We start from the raw sequence: 16,876 nt of genomic DNA on the forward strand, positions 1-16,876 counted from the left end.
TGTCCGAGGTCTATTTCTTCCGCAGCTTTTCAAGCAGCGATCCGAGTCCGGCCCGTTTCGGCTTCTTGATGGTGGCCCGTCCGGTAACGAGGTGTGCAAGCTGACTGAACGTCTCCGCGATCGGCGACTTGGCATCCACTTCCGGGATCATCCGACCACTGTTTGCGGCGCCGCCGAAGAGCTGCGCATCAAAGGGAATGATGGCCACCGGCTCGAGTTCGAGCGGTTCGAAGAAGTCCTGGGGTGAAATCTCCGGCCTTTTCGGCATGCCGACCTGGTTGAGCACCAGATGAGGCGGCTTGTCGTTGGGGCGCAGCTTCTTCAAAGCGTCGAGCATGTTTTTCATGTTGCGCAGATTGGCGAGATCCGGCGCACAGGTGATCACGACTTCGTCCACATCCGCGAGCACGGCGCGGGTCCAGTCGGCCCAGGTATGCGGCAGGTCGAGCACGCTGATCGGGGCATTGCGCTGCAGAAGATCGAGGATCGGCTGGAAGGCACCGCGTTCGTAGTCGTAGCCCCTGTCGAGCAGCGACGGCGCCGCCAGCAGCGAGAGGTTCTGTCCGCAATTGGTGAGCAGACGGTCGAGAAAGACCTCGTCCAGTCTCTCCGGTGAAAAGACGGCCTCTGCCATGCCCTGGGCCGGATCCTGGTCAAAGTCGATGTTTGCAGTTCCAAACGGCAGGTCGAGATCGGCCAGCACCGTTTCGGTGGAGAACAAGGATGCGATGTCGAAGGCGCAGTTGTGGGCGATAGTGGAGGAACCGACACCCCCTTTGGCGCCGATGAACGCGATAGTCCGGCCAAGCGGCTCCGCTTCCGGATCGACGAAGATGGAGGCAATCGCGCCCATGATGTCCGCCATGGAAAAGGGCGAAACGATGTATTCCGAAATGCCGCTGCGAATGAGTTCGCGATAAAGCGAGATGTCGTTGTGCCGTCCCACCACGATCACACGGGAACTGGGATCGCAGACTTCGGCAAGAGGCGTCAGTTCAGCCATCAGATCGCGTGGGCCGGCCTCGGTCTCCAGGATGATCAGGTTCGGTGTCGGCGTCGTGGCGAACATCGCTGCGGCCGCCGCGATATTGCCGCGCGTCACCCGCAGGCTCACCCGTGCCATGCGGCGGTCACCCGCACACTGCTGCATGATGGTGTGCACGCCCTCGCTAATGCAGAAGGCGTGGACGGAAATGCGGGGCAGGGGACGAAGGGCTTCGACGTCGCCGGCGACAGATCTCTCGGCAGCGGAGCCGTCTCCACCGATATTGTCCTCGAATTCGTAGTCGATCGCGTTCATGCTGCTTTCCTGTCCTTCAGGGACGCGTTACCGGTCACTTGGTCGACGTATCGCTGCCTTGGCGATAGAGCCCGATCACCGTCGACCGACGGGTGGCGTCGATCGGTGCCATGGCCCGCGGCGTCATGAGATCCATCGGATTGGCGATCTGCGCGGCCAGGTTGCTCTGCGTCGCGCAGCCGAAATTGTGATAGTTCTTGTTGGCCATGGTATTGTTGGTAAGGTCCTCCGGCCATTCGCCGCAGGGATTGGTCATCGCGGTCATCGCGACATAGCTCAGCCGGATAGGAGCCACGTCACCGCTGGCTTGAGCCTGATAGCTTGTCTCGATGATCTTGTTTGCGGCCACTCCCCGTGTGGTGAGCACGTCACGGATCTGTTTGCGCAGGGCTGATGCGGCGCCGGAATTGGCAGAACCCTGCGGCAAGATGATCTGGATCGTACCGGATGACGTCGACAGATAGTCATTGGCGAAGCCGCCGATCGAATCACGAAGTCCATTGGTCAGCTTGCGGTCGCCGCTGGCAACCGGCACATCGAGGGTGTGCTCCACTTCGCTGAGCATGATCGGGTGACGGGTTCGATAGTCGTCCGGAATGGCGGATGTCGACATGCCATCCTTGTTCATGTTGCCACAACCGGCAAGCATGACGGAGGCGCCGGCGATGGCGGCCGCCAGAACGAGACGAGGCAGGGTGCGCGTGGCCATGGGTTCCTGGCTTTCGATGGTCTTGAGCGGTACGATCGTCATGTGTCTCGTTGAACCTCGCTCACTTGTAGATGAAACCGACCGCGCCATGATATTGGCCAGCGGGGGCGTTGCTTTCACGGCGGCCATAGACCTTGTTCACCTTGTTCAGGAAGAAGGTCGCGCCATCCCCTTCGGGATTGAAGTTGTCGTCGGGTCGTGCAAGTGCGCCGCGGGCGACGGGTCGCACCAGATAGGGTGTCGCGATGATGACGAGTTCCGTCTCATTGCGCTGGAAGTCCTTGCTGCGGAACAGAGCCCCGAGGACAGGAACCTTCGAGATGCCCGGCAGTCCGCTCATGGCCTGGCGGATATTGTCCTGCACCAGACCAGCGATCACGATGGAGCCGCCTGACGGCAACTCGACAGTGGTCGATGCTTCGCGTTTGCGGATCGACATATAGGTAGAGCCGGGAATGCTCGGGGCGGTGTTGCCGGTCACCACATTGCCTTCCCAGGTCGGCTCGGAAACGTTGGTCTCTATCTTGAGGCTGATGCGGCCGGGTGCAAGCACCACCGGACGGAAGTTGAGCTCGATGCCGTAGTCAACCGTATCTGTCGTACGGCTGAGCGTGGCCTGCCCGTTGTCGTCGACGTTGATCTCTTGCGCGGCCGCAAGACGGTACTCGCCACCCACGTAAAACTTCGCCGGCTCGCCGGAAATGGCGGTGAGGCTCGGCTCGGCCAGGGTGCGCATGACACCAGCCTGTTCCATGGCGTTCACATAGGCGCTGATGCCGACATTGCCGATCGAGCTGGAAATCTTGGCGGTGCCGGTCGGATCGATCGCATTGCCGAGGTTCGAGGGATTGGCATAGCTGATGCCGCTCGTGCCGTCGGAGATGCTGCCGGAGAAGCCGAGCTGTTTCAGCACCTGCCGGCTGACTTCAGCCACCGTAACCTTCAAGGTTACCTGGTCCTCGCCCTCGATCTGCAGCAGGTTGACGATCTGCGACTGCTGGCGCTCTTCCGCATAGATGGCGACGTCGCCGCCTTCCTGGCTGCTCGAAGCGGTCGTGTTGCGGGTCGTCGCTTCACCGCCCTGAAGGAAGGCCTTGGCGAGGCTCTGCGCACGCGCGGCGTCCTGCGGTGTTCGCACAGTGCCGGTCAGCACGATGTTGTCGGACACGATCTCGACCTTGATGTCGGATTCCGGAATGAACCGCCGCAGATTGGCCTCAAGGCCTGCAATGTCGCGTTCGATCTCGATGTCGAGGCTGACAATTTCCTGGCCGTTATCGCCGAAGATGAAGATGTTGGTCTGGCCGACGGTCTTGCCGAACAGGTAGATGCGCCGTGATGAACGGGTCACGGCATCGGCCATGCTCGGATCGGCCACCAAAATGTCGTGAGCGTCGGCCGGGAGGTCGACAACCAGGGCCTTGTTCAGACCCAGCTTTACAGTCCGACGCGTGCCCGGACCGGAATTGGTGATCCGAAGTACGCTTTCCTGGGCGGCCTGGGCGGCAGGTGTGTCGAGGATTGTCGAGCCGAAGGGCGTCGGCATGCCGGAAACGGCGATGGCCATGGCCAATCCCGCGGTCAAGGAAACACGAAGTTTGTTGGTCGAGCTTTTCACGATGTGTCCCCACTCACTTCATGGAATTGGCGGCCGGTTCGGAGGATTTCACCACCTCGCCGGACTTGATGACCTGGATCGTCGGCTGACCGTCACCGCCGCTCAGCAGATAGTCGGCTGCACTCGTGTCTTCCTCTTGCGCGTCGGCGACCGAGCGCAGCGCGAGTGACAGACGGTCGGCCATCTGCTGCGCAACCGCCATTACCTTGGCCTGATCCGGAGTAAGCTCAAGCGTCGCGGTCGTTCCGATCACCGACCGTGAACCGTCCGCGGCCTCTTCGATCTGCTGGTCGACCGCAAGCACGCGTACGTTGGACAGGACGGTCTCGGTCAGAAAATTGTTCTCGTCACCCTTGCGGACCATGATGACGTCGACCCGGTCGTTGGGAAGGATGAAGCCGCCGGCACCCGTGGCCACCGATATCTCTGTCGACACGGCGCGCTTGCCGGATGGCAACAGCGCAGAAAGAATGCGTGAGGACGAGTCCGCGATCTTCTCGCGGCGCATCGGCTCGCCTTCGAACATCGGGAGGCGCACGACAGCGCCCTGCAATTCCGTGATCGCGTCGGCTCGTGTCGACGACGTGATAAAGCCGTCGACCACGCTATCCGCGGGCCATGGCATCCAGCGCATGGCGCTTTCATCGAGACGCGCGCCGACAGGTAGGTTTTTCGCGGAAACAAGGACGTCGACGGTGGGCTGCTTCTCCGCCGGGGCATTCTCCTGCACGACGATGGTCTTGTTGCCGCTCAGCTGCATGGCGAGGAGACCGGCCATACCGGCGGCCACGACGGCGACAGCGAGTATGATGAGGCGGGCGGGTTTCATGATCGATCCTCGAACGACGCAATAGGTTCTGCGGCAGAGAATGATCAGGAATTGGTGTACTTATGGTTAATAAGCCGCTTACATTTGTGGTTAATGCAAGGTTTCTACTGGCTCAATGACTTGCGATGACTGAAATCATCAGAGGCGATTGCGGATAGGCCATAAGCCCCGCGGCACCAATCGCAATCGCATAGGGGATCTTGTTCGCGACCATCAACGTCTTGGGTAACTTGACGCCCAGCGTTGCAAACTTCGCCCAGTTGGCTCGCACGAGCATCACCATGATTGTCAAAACGCCGCCTAAGTATCCGGTATAGGCGAGGAACTCGAAAAGCGAATGGTTGAAGCCGAACCAGATGGCGGCGGCGGAAAGAAGCTTCGCGTCTCCTCCGCCCATGACGTTCAAGGCAAACAACCCGAAGCAGACCGCAAATACGAGGGCGGCGGAAGCGACATGCCAGCCGAATTCTCCCAGGGTGAGGCCGCTGAACGGCGCAACAAGCAAAAAGGCTGAAAGGAGAATGACCGGAATTCGGTTGGGTATGGTCATCTCCAGGAAATCCGTCAGCGCTGCCATAACAAAGCAGATAGGCGGTATCACGAAGATGATGGCTGCATACATGGCTGATATCCTTGACCCACTCTCATGTTACGGCAAAGAGGTGAAGAATTGGCAAAGCTGACGCCGCATCCGCGGTCCCGAAACGACAAAGCCGCCTCGCTCCGCGAGACGGCTTTGTCGATTTCCGTTAACCAGGTCTTAGCCCGCGTAGTTGAGCTTCTTGGACAGGTTGTCGAACTGAGTATTCAGGGCGTTGCCGAGGGTGGTTGCACCCGTGATCAGCGCGACCGAAATAAGTGCTGCAATCAGGCCATACTCAATAGCAGTAGCGCCCGATTCATCTTTGATGAAACGTTCAATCATGGATTTCATGTGTCTCTCCAGAACATTACGCTACCCATCAGACGCCGGGCGCGTCCGTAGGCTCACTTGTAGTTGAGCTTGCCCGAAAGGTTGGTGAACTGCGTGTTCAGAGCGTTGCCGAGGGTCGTCGCGCCGGTGATGAGGGCGACAGAAATCAGGGCGGCGATGAGGCCGTATTCGATAGCGGTTGCGCCGGACTCGTCCTTGACGAAACGTGCGAAAAGCTTGGTCATGTTATTCTCCTACTCCGCGAGGTTGATCAGCACTGCCGGCAACTGTTTCCGTTGCTCGGATGTCCTCAACCTAAATCGACCCCCTTGCTATCGACTTAAGAAAGAAGGTTACCGCCCCGTGAACCGGTCTTTGCGAGAACTGTGGTAAACAAAGAATCCTCGCATTCAGTCAAATGCGCGCAACGGTCGCGTGACCAAAGGCAAATGGCCCGTATTCCGGGCTTTCGCGGCAAGTCCATGCTGCCTGATGACAATCGGTATCCCGAGTACGGAAATCCGGTTTGAGACACGATCATGCCCGTGAGACATCCTGCCTGTGTCGGAGTGGTACAGGCCTTAGTCAGAGGGCTGGCGGTGAGGTGAGACGCTCGGTGGCGAAAATACCGACCTGAAGGCTTAACGCTTCATTCACCAAGCGGCTCCATACTCATCGCCTGAGCCCTCTCACGCGCGGATTATCAGGCATGTCCAACTTCGACCGTCGTTTCACAGCTCTTGCTGCGGTTCTCGCCCTGGTGACGGTTATGGTGGTGTCCGCGCCGGCTGCCGCAGCCGATGACATTCTTCGCGTCTATATGAACAGCGCCCGCATTCTGAAGCTCGACCGTCCGGTCAGCAAAGTCATTGTTGGCAACTCGGAAGTGGCAGATGCCACGGTGGCGGATGCAAAGACGATCGTCCTGACCGGGCGCGCCTATGGCACCACGAACCTCGTTCTGCTCGATGCAGATGGAAATGCGATCGTCGACGAGCGCGTACTTGTCTCGATCGATGAATCCAACACCGTGCGCGTCTATAAAGCGACGGACCGCACTGTGCTGTCATGCACGCCCAACTGTGAACAGCACGCCCAGACCGGCCCGACGCAATAGTCACGCTGCATTTCGGTTTCTGAAGCTGAAACAAGTGTAAAGAGTTCGGAAACGGAAAATCAATACTTGCAGCTTAGCTTCACTCCGACATCTGGAGCGGGTGGGGCTATGAGCGGCCGAGAAAACGATCAGCATTGCGCAAGATCATCCAGGATTCGGGTAGGCCGCCTTTGGAAGCGGTTGGCACGTTCGCGCGACGGCGCTGCGGCAATTGAATTCGCAATCCTCTCGATCCCCTACTTCATCATCATCTTTGCCATCATAGAGACCTTCATCGCATTTGCGGCCGAGCAACTCGTGACGAATGCGGTCAATACCCTCGGACGCGAGATCCGTACCGGGCAGATTACCTACGGGCTGAACCGCTCGACGGATAAGACCAAGGAGCAGTTCAGGCAGCGCTTTTGTGACGAGATCAGCATTCTCATCAAGTGCTCGGCGACGGAAGTTGCAACAGCTGCCAAGCTTTACATCGATGCTCGGACATTCTCGACCTTCGCGGCGATCCCGACGACGATCCCGCGCATGAGCAGCGCGACATATTCCGACATCAATCCGGCTACATTCGCCTTCACGCCCGGCGGCCCCGATACGATCAACATGCTGCGCGCCTATTACCGCTGGCAGGTGATCACGGACCTCGTTCGCCCCTACATCACGACCATTCGGCCGTCGGACGGCTCGATGCCCAGCGATTTCCTGATCGTGGCGACCACCGCCTTCAAGAACGAGAAATATCCATGATGAGGAAGCTTCTCGAAACTGCGACAAACGCAACCGCAGGGCCTGTCCGGCGACAGAGTGGCTTGTTCATTCGCCTGGGAGCGATCCTGCGCGACCGGCAGGGCGTCGGCGGTGTGGAGTTTGCCCTCGTCGCACCGATGCTTCTCGTCCTTTACCTGATGGCGTTCGAGCTCACCATGGGCTTCAGCGCAGCCAAGAAAGCCTCGCTGGCCAGCAATGCCGTTGCCGATATCGTTGCGCGGGAAGAGAAGGTCACGAAGGCATTTCTCGGCACAATGCCCGATGTGGCCAGGGCGATCTTTGTGCCTTATCCTCCGTCCAATCTTCTAATCAAGGTCACCGCGATCAAGATCGACAGTGCGAAGGCGGCCAAGGTTGCCTGGTCCTGGTCTTCGACCGGTGTCGCACCTTACGGCGTGGGCACCCAGGCGCCGGTCCCTGCGGATCTCTTGATTGCGGATACGTTCCTGATCCGTAGCGAACTCAGCGTTTCCCATGAGTTGATGACCTATCTGCCCGGTCTGGTCAGCGGCGGCACGAAGAGCCTGACCCTCTATCGCGAGTTCTATTACCGCCAGCGGCTGGGTGCACAGATCACCTGCAACGACTGCTGACCGCACCCTATTTGCCAAGCCCGAGCTCAGCAGTTATTGATGCGGGCAGACGCCGGCCGTCGTTTCGTTCCGGACCGGCCTTGGATAGAGCATGGCACGCGCATTTCTCTTTGTTCTCGATTCCTTCGGCATCGGCGGTGCGCCAGATGCACTCGGTTACGGCGATGACGGGTCCGATACCCTTGGTCATATCGCTGAATTCTGTGCGGCGGGCGCGGGAGATCGCAAGGGGTTGCGGCAAGGTCCGCTGGTGCTGCCCAACATGTCCGCCCTTGGTCTGCTGACAGCGGCAAAACTCGCCACAGGTCGGGTTCCAGCCGGCATGCCCGTGCCCGAACGTGTCTTCGGGCTGCACGGGGCGGCAAGTGAAGTGTCGCATGGCAAGGATACGCCGTCTGGCCATTGGGAAATCGCCGGGACCCCCGTCATGTTCGACTGGGGCTATTTCCCCGAAGGCGAGGAAGCTTTCCCGGCGGATCTTGTGGAAGCTATCTGCCGGGAAGCCAGCCTGCCCGGCATCCTCGGCAATTGTCATGCCTCTGGCACAGACGTGATCGCTCGCTTCGGCGAGGAACACATCCGGACGGGCAAGCCCATCTGTTATACCTCCAGCGATTCCGTCTTCCAGATCGCCGCGCATGAAACCCATTTTGGTCTTGAGCGTCTGCTCTCGCTCTGTCAGACCGTCCGCAAACTGCTCGACCCGTTGAACATCGGCAGGGTGATTGCGCGTCCTTTCATCGGCGAAACGCCACAGAGCTTCGAACGCACTGGCAATCGCCGCGATTACTCCGTCCTGCCGCCGGAGCCGACGCTGCTCGATCGCCTCGTCGACGACGGCCGGAAAGTGCATGCTGTGGGCAAGATCGCCGACATTTTCGCTCATCAGGGAATTACCCGCATGATCAAGGCGAATGGCAATGCAGCCCTGATGGATGCGACCCTCAAGACGATCGATGAAGCGGCCGATGGCGATCTCGTCTTCACCAATTTTGTCGATTTTGACATGTTGTATGGCCACCGTCGCGACGTCCCCGGTTACGCAGCCGCGCTCGAAGCCTTCGACCGGCGTCTGCCCGAGGTCCATCGCAGACTGAAGCCCGGAGACATGGTGCTGATGACCGCGGATCACGGTTGCGATCCGACCTGGCGCGGCACCGACCACACGCGCGAGCGTGTTCCGATCATGTGTTTCGGGCCAGGCATCCGCTCGCGCAATGTCGGACTGCGCACGACCTATGCCGATATCGGCGAAACCATTGCGGCGCATCTCGGCATCGCGCCGGGCCGCCACGGACGGAGCTTCCTGTGACGACACAGCTGAAAAAAGCCGAACTGCACTGTCATCTCGAAGGCGCGGCGCCCCCGGCACTCACCCTTGATCAGGCGCGCAAATACGGCGTCGATCCCGACACATTCATGGACGGTGACCGCTACGCCTGGACCGACTTTTCGGAGTTCATCAAAGCCTATGACAAGGTCGCAGGCCTGTTCCGGACGGAAGACGATTATGCGCTTCTCACGGAGACCTATCTGCGCGAACTGGCATCGGCAGGCACCATCTACAGTGAACTGATTATCTCGCCGGATCATGGCGATCGGATCGGCCTCGGTGCGGACAATTACCTGGCCGGCATTACAGCTGGTATCGAGCGAGCAAAGGCGGACACCGGCATCGAGGTGCGCATTCTCGTGACGGGCGAGCGCCATTTCGGTCCGGAAAGCGTAATTGCCGCCGCCGAATATGCCGCCCGGAGCCCCAACTCGCTGATCACCGGCTTCAACATGGCCGGTGAAGAGCGCATGGGCCGTGTGGCTGACTATGCCCGTGCCTTCGACATCGCTCGAGAGGCGGGGCTTGGCCTGACAATCCACGCCGGTGAAGTCTGCGGCGCCTTCAGCGTCGCCGATGCGCTCGACCTCGTGAAGCCGGATCGCATTGGGCATGGCGTGCGTGCCATCGAGGATGCGGAACTCGTCCGGCGGCTCGCCGATCTCGGGACGGTTCTGGAGGTCTGCCCTGGATCCAACATTGCGCTGTCGGTCTATCCCGATTTCCAGAGCCACCCCCTGCGTAAGCTCCGGGATGCCGGCGTCCGCGTCTGCATCAATTCCGACGATCCGCCATTCTTCCACACGTCGCTCGCCCGCGAGTATGAACTGGCGGCGACGGAATTTGGATTTTCGAACGCGGAGATCGACGCGATGACCCGCACGGCGATCGAGGCAGCCTTCGTGGACGAAAAGACGCGACAAGCGCTGCTGACGAAACTCGCAACGTGAGCGCTGTTGAAGACCGGGCAAAATCCACGCCTGCTCTTGCGGCTCTCCCTGAGAACGTGAAAATAGACCCATCCGAAGACAAAGAAGAAAAGAAGGTTCGATCCATGGACGGCGTAACAGTCATCAATCACCCTCTCGTTCAGCACAAGCTGACGATTATGCGCCGCAAGGAAACCTCGACCTCCAGCTTTCGCCGGCTTTTGCGTGAGATCTCGACCCTTCTCTGCTACGAAGTGACGCGCGATCTCGAGCTGACCTTGGAGACGATCGAGACGCCGCTGACCGAAATGCAGTCCCCGATCCTTGAGGGCAAGAAGCTGGTCTTCGCCTCGATCCTGCGCGCCGGTAACGGCCTGTTGGAAGGCATGCTCGAACTGGTTCCGGCAGCCCGTGTCGCCCATGTCGGCGTCTACCGCGATCACGAAACGCTGCAGGCCGTGGAATACTATTTCAAGGCACCCGAAGCCCTGTCGGAGCGCTTGATCATCGTCGTCGACCCGATGCTCGCGACCGGCAATTCTTCGATCGCCGCCATCGACAAACTGAAGGAACGCGGCGCGAAAAACATCCGTTTCCTTTGCCTGCTGGCGGCGCCCGAGGGCATCAAGAACTTTCAGGCTGTCCATCCCGACGTGCCGATCTTCACAGCCTCGATCGACAGCCATCTGAATGAGAAGGGCTACATCATGCCCGGCCTCGGCGATGCGGGTGACCGGATGTACGGAACGAAGTGATTCCTTAACCAGATCACTGGCTTTGACGGCTCGGAACGCTTGTTTCGGGCCGTTTTATTTATCCAGTATCCATCCGGAAAGACCCTGCTGCTACAGTGAGCGCGAACCCATTGAGGAGTGCCGATGTTCGCCCGCACGCTGTTCACAGTCTTGTTGATCGCTCTGTCTGCCAGCCAGTGGCCGATGATCGCGGGTAAGGTCCAGGCGTTGTTGAACCAGCGGGAAACCGCAGCGCCGGAAGAGCCGAGAACGCAGCCGGCCAAGGCATCGTCGGGACAGACGGTTCTGACAATGGGTCCAGGTGGACATTACGAAGGCACGTTCAAGATGAACGGAAAGCCCGTCGAGGCCATGGTCGATACCGGAGCCTCGCTCGTCGCAATCAACATCTCTACCGCCCGTCGCCTAGGCTTCAGCCCTTCGATGCTCGACTTCCGCTATGACGTAACGACGGCCAATGGTTCGCTGAAGGCCGCCCATGTTGTGCTCGACCGCATTGAGATCGGCAGCATCCGTGTCCGGGCGGTCGACGCCTTTGTTCTCGACGACAAGGCCCTCTCTTCGACGCTGGTCGGCATGAGCTTCATGAAGAAGCTAAGGTCCTACACGGCGGAAAATCGCACGCTTCGCTTGATCCAGTGAGGTTGAGGCCTACTCGATCCTGAGGCCGATCACCGGCGTCGCGGCCGGCTTCGTTTGCGAGATGCGGTAGCACTGAGCGACGGTTTCCGCAGCCCGTGTTGCCGAAGCCTCGTCATTGGCCTGCACAAAGGCGATAGGCTCGCCCTTCGTCACCTTCGTGCCGAGCGGCTTGAAGCCGGATATCCCCACCCCGTGATCGATGCTGTCGCTCGGCCGCTGCCGTCCACCGCCAAGCGTCACCACGGCAAGCCCGAGCGCGCGGGTGTCGCAGGCGGAGAGATAGCCGTCTTCGGGCGCTTCCACAGCAATTTCCACCCTGGCACGCGGCAGGTAATGCTCTGCTTTGTCCATGAAGTCGGCGGGGCCGCCCAGCTCGCGCACCATCTTTCCGAAGATCTCGGCCGCCTTGCCGGAGGCGAGAGCCTCGACGCAACGTTTGAGGGCGACGCCGTGATCGCTCTCCACGCCGGCATTGATCAGCATCTCCGCTCCAAAGGCGAGCGTTACTTCTTCAAGACGTGTGCCGCCCTTCAGGCCCTTGAGGAAGTCGACCGCGTTCTGCACCTCGATCGCATTGCCGGCGCAGTCGGCAAGCGGCTGATTCATGTCGGTCAGTAGCGCGGTTGTCCGGACACCGGCGCCATTGGCCACACGCACCAGCGAACGGGCGAGCGCTTCGGCGTCTTCCGCCTTGGCCATGAAGGCGCCATTGCCGACCTTGACGTCGAGCACCAGGCTGTCCAGCCCGGCCGCCAGTTTCTTCGACAGGATGGAGGCCGTGATCAGCGGGATGGATTCCACCGTCGCTGTCACGTCGCGGATCGCATAGAGCCGCTTGTCCGCCGGCGCGAGATCGCCCGTCTGGCCGATGATGGCACAGCCCGCGCGGTCCACCGTGCGGCGGAAGATGGTATTGTCCGGCATCACGTCATAACCGGGGATCGACTGCAGCTTGTCCAGCGTGCCGCCGGTATGCCCAAGCCCGCGCCCTGAAATCATCGGGACCGCCAGCCCGCAGGCAGCCACGATCGGCGCCAGCATCAGCGAGACATTGTCTCCGACACCTCCCGTCGAATGCTTGTCGGCGATGGGCTTGCCCACTCCGGCCCAGGAGAGGACGTCGCCTGAATCACGCATGGCCAGCGTCAGCGCGACGATTTCGTCCGGCGTCATGCCGCGAAAGAAGACCGCCATGGCAAAGGCCGCGACCTGGCCTTCGGAGATCGTTTCATTCGACAACCCTTCGACGAAGGCAGCAATCTCGTCAGCCGAGAGCACTTCCCCATCCCGTTTCCGACGAATGATCTCCTGCGGCAGTAGCATGGTCAGTATCCTGAAGCCACCGCGGTCGATCGCTCGCCGGATAGCACTGCGAGGATGTCGTCCAGCAAACCGGATGCCCCGAAACGGAAGGTCGACGGCATGACCCAATCTTCTCCCATGATCGTATCCGCGAGCCGCAGATAGAGGGCGGCGTCCGCAACCGTCGAGATCCCGCCGGCCGGCTTGAACCCGACTTTCTTGCGGCTGTCCCGGATCGATTGCAGCATGATGTCTGCCGCCTCCAGCGTGGCATTGACGCCAACTTTGCCGGTCGAAGTCTTGACGAAATCCGCACCTGCCGCGATGGCAAGGTCGGATGCCTTGCGGATGAGAGCCACGTCCTTGAGTTCGCCGGTTTCCAGGATCGTCTTCAGGATCGCATGGCCGCAGGCTGCCTTCACGGCGGTCACCATGTCCGTCACAGCCTTCTCGTCACCCGAAGCCAAGGCACGATATGGAATGACAAGGTCGATATCGTCGGCGCCGTCGGCAACAGCGTCGCGCGTCTCCGCCAGCACATCCTCGATCTTCATCGTGCCAGAGGGAAAGTTGACCACGGTCGCGATGCGGATCGGACTGTCCGGCCCAAGCAGCGTGCGCGCCTGCATCACGAAGCGTGGCCAGATGCAGATCGCGGCCGTAGGACCATAAGCGGTCTGGGCCTTGCCGCAGAGCGAAACGATCTGCTCCGGCGTGCAATCATCCTTCAGGTTGGTGAGGTCGAGAAGCGACAGCGCCTTGGTCGCAACCGCGCGCAGTTCCTGGTTATCCAATATCGTTACCTCCGCCGATCATCCGCTTGAGGATGCGGGCCAGACGTTCGCCGCCGATCGGCGCCATGTCTTTGGTTTCTTCGTGGCTCAGTTCGCCACCGGTCATGCCGGCTCCATAATTGGTGATCACGGAGGCTGCCGCAACCCTTAGGCCGAAAAAGCGCGCGAGAATGACTTCCGGTACGGTTGACATACCCACCGCGTCAGCCCCCAGCACCCGCGCCATGCGGATCTCAGCGGGTGTCTCGAAGCTGGGGCCGGAGAACCACATATAGACACCGCGAGAGAGCGGGACTTCTTCTGCGGCTGCGGCTTCGCGCATGGCAGCTTGCAGCTGCGCGTCATAGGCCGAAGTCATGCCGACGAACCGCGCGTCGTTCGGCTCGCCGATCAGCGGGTTCTTGCCGGAGAAATTGATGTGGTCGGTGATTTGCATGACCGAACCCGGCGGCATGTCCTCGCGCAGAGACCCCGCCGCATTGGTCAGGATCAGCGTCGTGACCCCCAGCCCCATCAGCACTTCGATGGGAATCCGCATTGCTGTCGGATCGCCATGCTCGTAATAGTGCACACGACCGGCAAGCATGATGACCGGCGTTTTCCCCAGTATGCCGGCGACAAGCTCGCCAGCATGACCGGATACGGCACTCAAGGGAAAGCCGGGCAGCTCGGAATAGGGAACACGAACCGCATCCCGAACCTCGTTCACCAGTGAGCCCAATCCCGAGCCCAGGACGATGCCGTGACGGGGAACGAGGCCGTTCAGCCGCTCGACGAGAAGATCGACGGCGGGCTTCATCCAATCACGTCCGTCTTGAAGCTCAGCGGCAGAAGTTCGTCCATGGTCATGGTCTTCTGCACGCCCACCTCGTCGCAGAGATAGATCTTGGTATCTGCAGAGGCGAATTCCGAGATTTTCTGCCGGCATCCGCCGCAGGGCGGGCAGAGCGCCAGTTTCTCGGCAATGACCGCCATCTCGACGATCTTCTTGCCCCCGCCCATGATCATGCAGCCGATGGCGGTCGGTTCCGCGCACCAGCCCTGCGGGAAGGAGAGGTTCTCGATGTTCGCGCCTGTATAGATCTTGCCGTCATCGGCCCGGATCGCAGCTCCCACGGGGAACTTGGAATAGGGCGCGTGGGCGAATTGCATCGCGCCGCGCGCGGCTTCGAACAGATCATGCGCCATGGATCAACGCTCCTTGGTGTAGGGCACGCCACCGGCTTTCGGCGGGTTGGCAGCACCGATGAAGCCGGCCAGCAGGATACAGGTGAGGATATAGGGCAGAGCCTGGAAGATCTGCACCGGCACTTCGCCGATGCCCGGGATTGCTTTGCCCTGCATGAAGTTGGCGAGCGCGTCGAGAAAGCCGAACAACAGGCAGGCAAACATGACCGGCACAGGCTTCCACTTGGCGAAGATGAGCGCCGCAAGCGCGATGTAGCCCTTGCCCGCCGACATGTCCTTGATGAAGGCCGCTGATTGCGCGATCGCCAGATAGGTGCCGGAAAAACCGCAGAGGAAGCCGGCCACCAGAACGGCGCGGTAACGGAGGAAGGTTACCGAGATGCCGGCCGTATCGACGGCGCCCGGATTTTCGCCGACGGCGCGCAGCCGCAGCCCGAAACGCGTTCGGTAGAGCACCCACCAGGACAGCGGCACGGCGAGGAAGGCAAGATAGGTGAGGATGTTGTTGCCGGAAATCACATTCGCATAGATCGGCCCGATGAAGGGTACGTCGCGCATCGCGTCGGCACCCGGCAGGATGATCGGCGCAAAGCGGCCGTCATTGGTCACCTGCGGCGTGCGGCCGCCCTGGCCGAACCAGGCCTGGCCGAGCACGACGGTCAGGCCGGCCGCAACGAAGTTCAGCGCCACGCCCGAGACGATCTGGTTGCCGCGATTGGTGATCGAGGCAAAACCGTGGATCAGCGAGAAGAACAGCGAAATGCCGATGCCGGCGGCAAGGCCAGCCCAGGCAGAACCGGTCAGATGGGCGGTGCACGCAGCCGCAAATGCGGCAGCCAGCATCTTGCCCTCAAGCCCGATATCGAAAATGCCAGCGCGCTCCGAGAAGAGACCGGCAAGCGCCGTGAAAATCAGCGGGATCGACAGGCGGATGGTGGATCCGAGAATGCTGATGAGGATGTCGAAAGTATCCATGGTCTGATCCTCAACCCTTCACGAAAGACTGGTAGGCGCGAACGATCATCGGCCGGCACATGAATTCGAGCGCACCGGCAAACAGGATGACGAGACCCTGGATCACCACGATCATGTCGCGGGTGATATTCGGCATGTCGAAGGAGAGTTCTGCGCCGCCCTGGTAGAGAACGCCGAACAGGATGGCGGCAATCACGATGCCGAGCGGATGGTTGCGCCCCATCAGAGAAACGGCAATGCCGACAAAGCCTGCGCCACCGACGAATTCCACCTGCAGGCGCGCCGAGGCGCCGAGCACCGGATTGAGCGCCATCATGCCAGCGAGACCACCGGAAATCAGCATCGTGATCACAACGATCTTCGTATAGGAAATTCCGGCATAATCGGCAGCTGACCGGCTGAGCCCCATGGTCCGCATCTCGAAGCCGAGCTTCGTGCGCCAGATCAACACCCAAACCACGAAGCACATCACGAGTGCGATCAGGAAGGAGACGTTGAACGGAGCGGGCCCGAGCTTGCCGCCAAACATCGCAATCAGCCAGTCGAGCTTCGGCAGCTGCCCGCCTTCCAGGAAGGTGCGGGTTTCCGGTGCCATCTTGCCGGGAACGATGAATACGTTCACCAGCAGATAGACCATCAGTGCCGCGCCGATGAAGTTGAACATGATGGTGGTGATGACGATATGGCTGCCGCGCTTGGCCTGCAGCAAAGCCGGGATCAACGCCCAGGCGGCGCCGAACAGCGCTGCTCCGATGATCGCAAAGGGCATCGTGACATACCACGGCACATAATGGTCGAGCGCAAGCGCCGCCAGTGCCGCTCCAAGGCCGCCGACATAGGCCTGACCTTCAGAGCCGATGTTGAACAGGCCGGCATGATAAGCGACCGCCACCGACAGGCCGGTGAAGATGAAGTTGGTCGCGTAAAACAGCGTGAAGCCAATGCCTTCGCCGCGCCCGAGCGCACCCTGCAGCATCAATTGCAGGGCCTCCCACGGGTTCTCGCCGATGATCCAGACCACAAGCCCGGAGACGAGAAACGCCAGCGTGAGGTTGATCAGCGGCAGCAGCGCATAATTGATCCAGTTTGGAAGGGGTACGGATGCAGTGCTCAT

At 60.6% G+C, this 16,876-nt stretch carries 20 protein-coding genes; 7 read left to right on the top strand and 13 right to left on the bottom strand.

All coding sequences use genetic code 11. The features are described from left to right. Window positions 1–10 precede the first annotated feature (10 nt). From ACT53S_RS00160 to ACT53S_RS00190, 7 genes are all read right to left on the bottom strand, one after another. Complete coding sequence (locus tag ACT53S_RS00160; RefSeq protein ID WP_476065503.1) at window positions 11–1,300, bottom strand: CpaE/TadZ family protein; 1,290 nt, start codon at window positions 1,298–1,300, stop codon at window positions 11–13. Window positions 1,301–1,334: 34 nt separating this feature from the next. Next, complete coding sequence (locus tag ACT53S_RS00165) at window positions 1,335–2,051, bottom strand: CpaD family pilus assembly protein (RefSeq protein WP_476065504.1); 717 nt, start codon at window positions 2,049–2,051, stop codon at window positions 1,335–1,337. A 19-nt stretch (window positions 2,052–2,070) separates the two neighbouring features. Continuing rightward, window positions 2,071–3,627: a type II and III secretion system protein family protein gene (locus ACT53S_RS00170; protein ID WP_476065505.1), complete on the bottom strand. Its 1,557-nt coding sequence runs from the start codon at window positions 3,625–3,627 to the stop codon at window positions 2,071–2,073. Window positions 3,628–3,640: 13 nt separating this feature from the next. Then, window positions 3,641–4,456 (bottom strand): Flp pilus assembly protein CpaB, encoded by an 816-nt coding sequence (gene cpaB / locus ACT53S_RS00175; RefSeq protein WP_113378394.1) that lies wholly within the window; start codon window positions 4,454–4,456, stop codon window positions 3,641–3,643. Between the two features lie 112 nt (window positions 4,457–4,568). Further along, window positions 4,569–5,078, bottom strand: a complete 510-nt coding sequence (locus tag ACT53S_RS00180) for an A24 family peptidase (protein WP_142072327.1) — start codon at window positions 5,076–5,078, stop codon at window positions 4,569–4,571. A 138-nt stretch (window positions 5,079–5,216) separates the two neighbouring features. Beyond that, window positions 5,217–5,390, bottom strand: coding sequence for a Flp family type IVb pilin (locus ACT53S_RS00185; protein WP_476065506.1), 174 nt, complete (start codon window positions 5,388–5,390; stop codon window positions 5,217–5,219). Window positions 5,391–5,443: 53 nt separating this feature from the next. Further along, window positions 5,444–5,614: a Flp family type IVb pilin gene (locus tag ACT53S_RS00190; RefSeq protein ID WP_113378391.1), complete on the bottom strand. Its 171-nt coding sequence runs from the start codon at window positions 5,612–5,614 to the stop codon at window positions 5,444–5,446. A gap of 524 nt (window positions 5,615–6,138) precedes the next feature. On the opposite strand from ACT53S_RS00190, the gene ACT53S_RS00195 reads away from it, so the two are divergent. From ACT53S_RS00195 to ACT53S_RS00225, 7 genes are all read left to right on the top strand, one after another. Next, complete coding sequence (locus ACT53S_RS00195) at window positions 6,139–6,486, top strand: pilus assembly protein N-terminal domain-containing protein (protein ID WP_476066609.1); 348 nt, start codon at window positions 6,139–6,141, stop codon at window positions 6,484–6,486. A gap of 108 nt (window positions 6,487–6,594) precedes the next feature. Beyond that, entirely contained in the window at window positions 6,595–7,230 is a 636-nt protein-coding gene (locus ACT53S_RS00200) for a TadE/TadG family type IV pilus assembly protein (protein ID WP_113378389.1), read from the top strand. Beyond that, window positions 7,227–7,844, top strand: a complete 618-nt coding sequence (locus tag ACT53S_RS00205) for a TadE/TadG family type IV pilus assembly protein (RefSeq protein WP_476065507.1) — start codon at window positions 7,227–7,229, stop codon at window positions 7,842–7,844. Before ACT53S_RS00200 ends, ACT53S_RS00205 begins: the two co-directional genes overlap by 4 nt. Window positions 7,845–7,935: 91 nt before the next feature. Beyond that, window positions 7,936–9,156 (top strand): phosphopentomutase, encoded by a 1,221-nt coding sequence (locus tag ACT53S_RS00210; RefSeq protein WP_476065508.1) that lies wholly within the window; start codon window positions 7,936–7,938, stop codon window positions 9,154–9,156. Next, the gene (locus ACT53S_RS00215; protein WP_476065509.1) at window positions 9,153–10,127 is read left to right on the top strand and encodes an adenosine deaminase; all 975 of its coding nucleotides are present in this window, start codon (window positions 9,153–9,155) and stop codon (window positions 10,125–10,127) included. The genes ACT53S_RS00210 and ACT53S_RS00215 overlap by 4 nt, the downstream gene beginning before the upstream one ends. A gap of 104 nt (window positions 10,128–10,231) precedes the next feature. Continuing rightward, complete coding sequence (gene upp, locus ACT53S_RS00220) at window positions 10,232–10,861, top strand: uracil phosphoribosyltransferase (RefSeq protein WP_476065510.1); 630 nt, start codon at window positions 10,232–10,234, stop codon at window positions 10,859–10,861. 123 nt (window positions 10,862–10,984) lie between these two features. Then, complete coding sequence (locus tag ACT53S_RS00225) at window positions 10,985–11,503, top strand: TIGR02281 family clan AA aspartic protease (protein WP_476065511.1); 519 nt, start codon at window positions 10,985–10,987, stop codon at window positions 11,501–11,503. 9 nt (window positions 11,504–11,512) lie between these two features. Here ACT53S_RS00225 and deoA read toward each other — a convergent pair whose 3' ends face one another. Genes deoA through ACT53S_RS00255 form a run of 6 tightly spaced genes read right to left on the bottom strand, consistent with a single transcriptional unit; the run spans window position 11,513 to window position 16,876 of the window. Then, window positions 11,513–12,826: a thymidine phosphorylase gene (gene deoA / locus ACT53S_RS00230; RefSeq protein WP_476065512.1), complete on the bottom strand. Its 1,314-nt coding sequence runs from the start codon at window positions 12,824–12,826 to the stop codon at window positions 11,513–11,515. A gap of 2 nt (window positions 12,827–12,828) precedes the next feature. After that, window positions 12,829–13,599 (bottom strand): deoxyribose-phosphate aldolase, encoded by a 771-nt coding sequence (deoC, locus tag ACT53S_RS00235; RefSeq protein ID WP_476065513.1) that lies wholly within the window; start codon window positions 13,597–13,599, stop codon window positions 12,829–12,831. Further along, window positions 13,592–14,398 carry a purine-nucleoside phosphorylase gene (locus ACT53S_RS00240; protein ID WP_476065514.1) on the bottom strand — a complete coding sequence of 269 codons (807 nt, stop codon included), beginning with the start codon at window positions 14,396–14,398 and terminating at the stop codon, window positions 13,592–13,594. Before ACT53S_RS00240 ends, deoC begins: the two co-directional genes overlap by 8 nt. After that, on the bottom strand, window positions 14,395–14,787 hold the full coding sequence (locus ACT53S_RS00245) for a cytidine deaminase (protein WP_142072342.1): 393 nt from the start codon (window positions 14,785–14,787) through the stop codon (window positions 14,395–14,397). The genes ACT53S_RS00240 and ACT53S_RS00245 overlap by 4 nt, the downstream gene beginning before the upstream one ends. A gap of 3 nt (window positions 14,788–14,790) precedes the next feature. After that, complete coding sequence (locus ACT53S_RS00250; RefSeq protein ID WP_476065515.1) at window positions 14,791–15,762, bottom strand: ABC transporter permease; 972 nt, start codon at window positions 15,760–15,762, stop codon at window positions 14,791–14,793. 10 nt (window positions 15,763–15,772) lie between these two features. Next, entirely contained in the window at window positions 15,773–16,876 is a 1,104-nt protein-coding gene (locus ACT53S_RS00255; RefSeq protein ID WP_476065516.1) for an ABC transporter permease, read from the bottom strand.

The sequence above is a fragment of the Allorhizobium sp. DMC15 genome, assembly GCF_056314065.1.

Excerpts from the sequence above, each read along its gene's own strand:
- ACT53S_RS00245 (WP_142072342.1), bottom strand. The coding sequence starts at position 14,787 with ATGGCGCATGATCTGTTCGAAGCCGCGCGCGGCGCGATGCAATTCGCC.
- ACT53S_RS00160 (WP_476065503.1), bottom strand. The coding sequence starts at position 1,300 with ATGAACGCGATCGACTACGAATTCGAGGACAATATCGGTGGAGACGGC.
- ACT53S_RS00210 (WP_476065508.1), top strand. The coding sequence starts at position 7,936 with ATGGCACGCGCATTTCTCTTTGTTCTCGATTCCTTCGGCATCGGCGGT.
- upp (WP_476065510.1), top strand. The coding sequence starts at position 10,232 with ATGGACGGCGTAACAGTCATCAATCACCCTCTCGTTCAGCACAAGCTG.
- ACT53S_RS00250 (WP_476065515.1), bottom strand. The coding sequence starts at position 15,762 with ATGGATACTTTCGACATCCTCATCAGCATTCTCGGATCCACCATCCGC.
- ACT53S_RS00190 (WP_113378391.1), bottom strand. The coding sequence starts at position 5,614 with ATGACCAAGCTTTTCGCACGTTTCGTCAAGGACGAGTCCGGCGCAACC.
- ACT53S_RS00205 (WP_476065507.1), top strand. The coding sequence starts at position 7,227 with ATGATGAGGAAGCTTCTCGAAACTGCGACAAACGCAACCGCAGGGCCT.
- ACT53S_RS00195 (WP_476066609.1), top strand. The coding sequence starts at position 6,139 with ATGGTGGTGTCCGCGCCGGCTGCCGCAGCCGATGACATTCTTCGCGTC.
- deoA (WP_476065512.1), bottom strand. The coding sequence starts at position 12,826 with ATGCTACTGCCGCAGGAGATCATTCGTCGGAAACGGGATGGGGAAGTG.
- ACT53S_RS00240 (WP_476065514.1), bottom strand. The coding sequence starts at position 14,398 with ATGAAGCCCGCCGTCGATCTTCTCGTCGAGCGGCTGAACGGCCTCGTT.
- ACT53S_RS00200 (WP_113378389.1), top strand. The coding sequence starts at position 6,595 with ATGAGCGGCCGAGAAAACGATCAGCATTGCGCAAGATCATCCAGGATT.
- ACT53S_RS00180 (WP_142072327.1), bottom strand. The coding sequence starts at position 5,078 with ATGTATGCAGCCATCATCTTCGTGATACCGCCTATCTGCTTTGTTATG.
- ACT53S_RS00165 (WP_476065504.1), bottom strand. The coding sequence starts at position 2,051 with ATGACGATCGTACCGCTCAAGACCATCGAAAGCCAGGAACCCATGGCC.
- cpaB (WP_113378394.1), bottom strand. The coding sequence starts at position 4,456 with ATGAAACCCGCCCGCCTCATCATACTCGCTGTCGCCGTCGTGGCCGCC.
- ACT53S_RS00255 (WP_476065516.1), bottom strand. The coding sequence starts at position 16,876 with ATGAGCACTGCATCCGTACCCCTTCCAAACTGGATCAATTATGCGCTG.
- ACT53S_RS00185 (WP_476065506.1), bottom strand. The coding sequence starts at position 5,390 with ATGAAATCCATGATTGAACGTTTCATCAAAGATGAATCGGGCGCTACT.
- ACT53S_RS00225 (WP_476065511.1), top strand. The coding sequence starts at position 10,985 with ATGTTCGCCCGCACGCTGTTCACAGTCTTGTTGATCGCTCTGTCTGCC.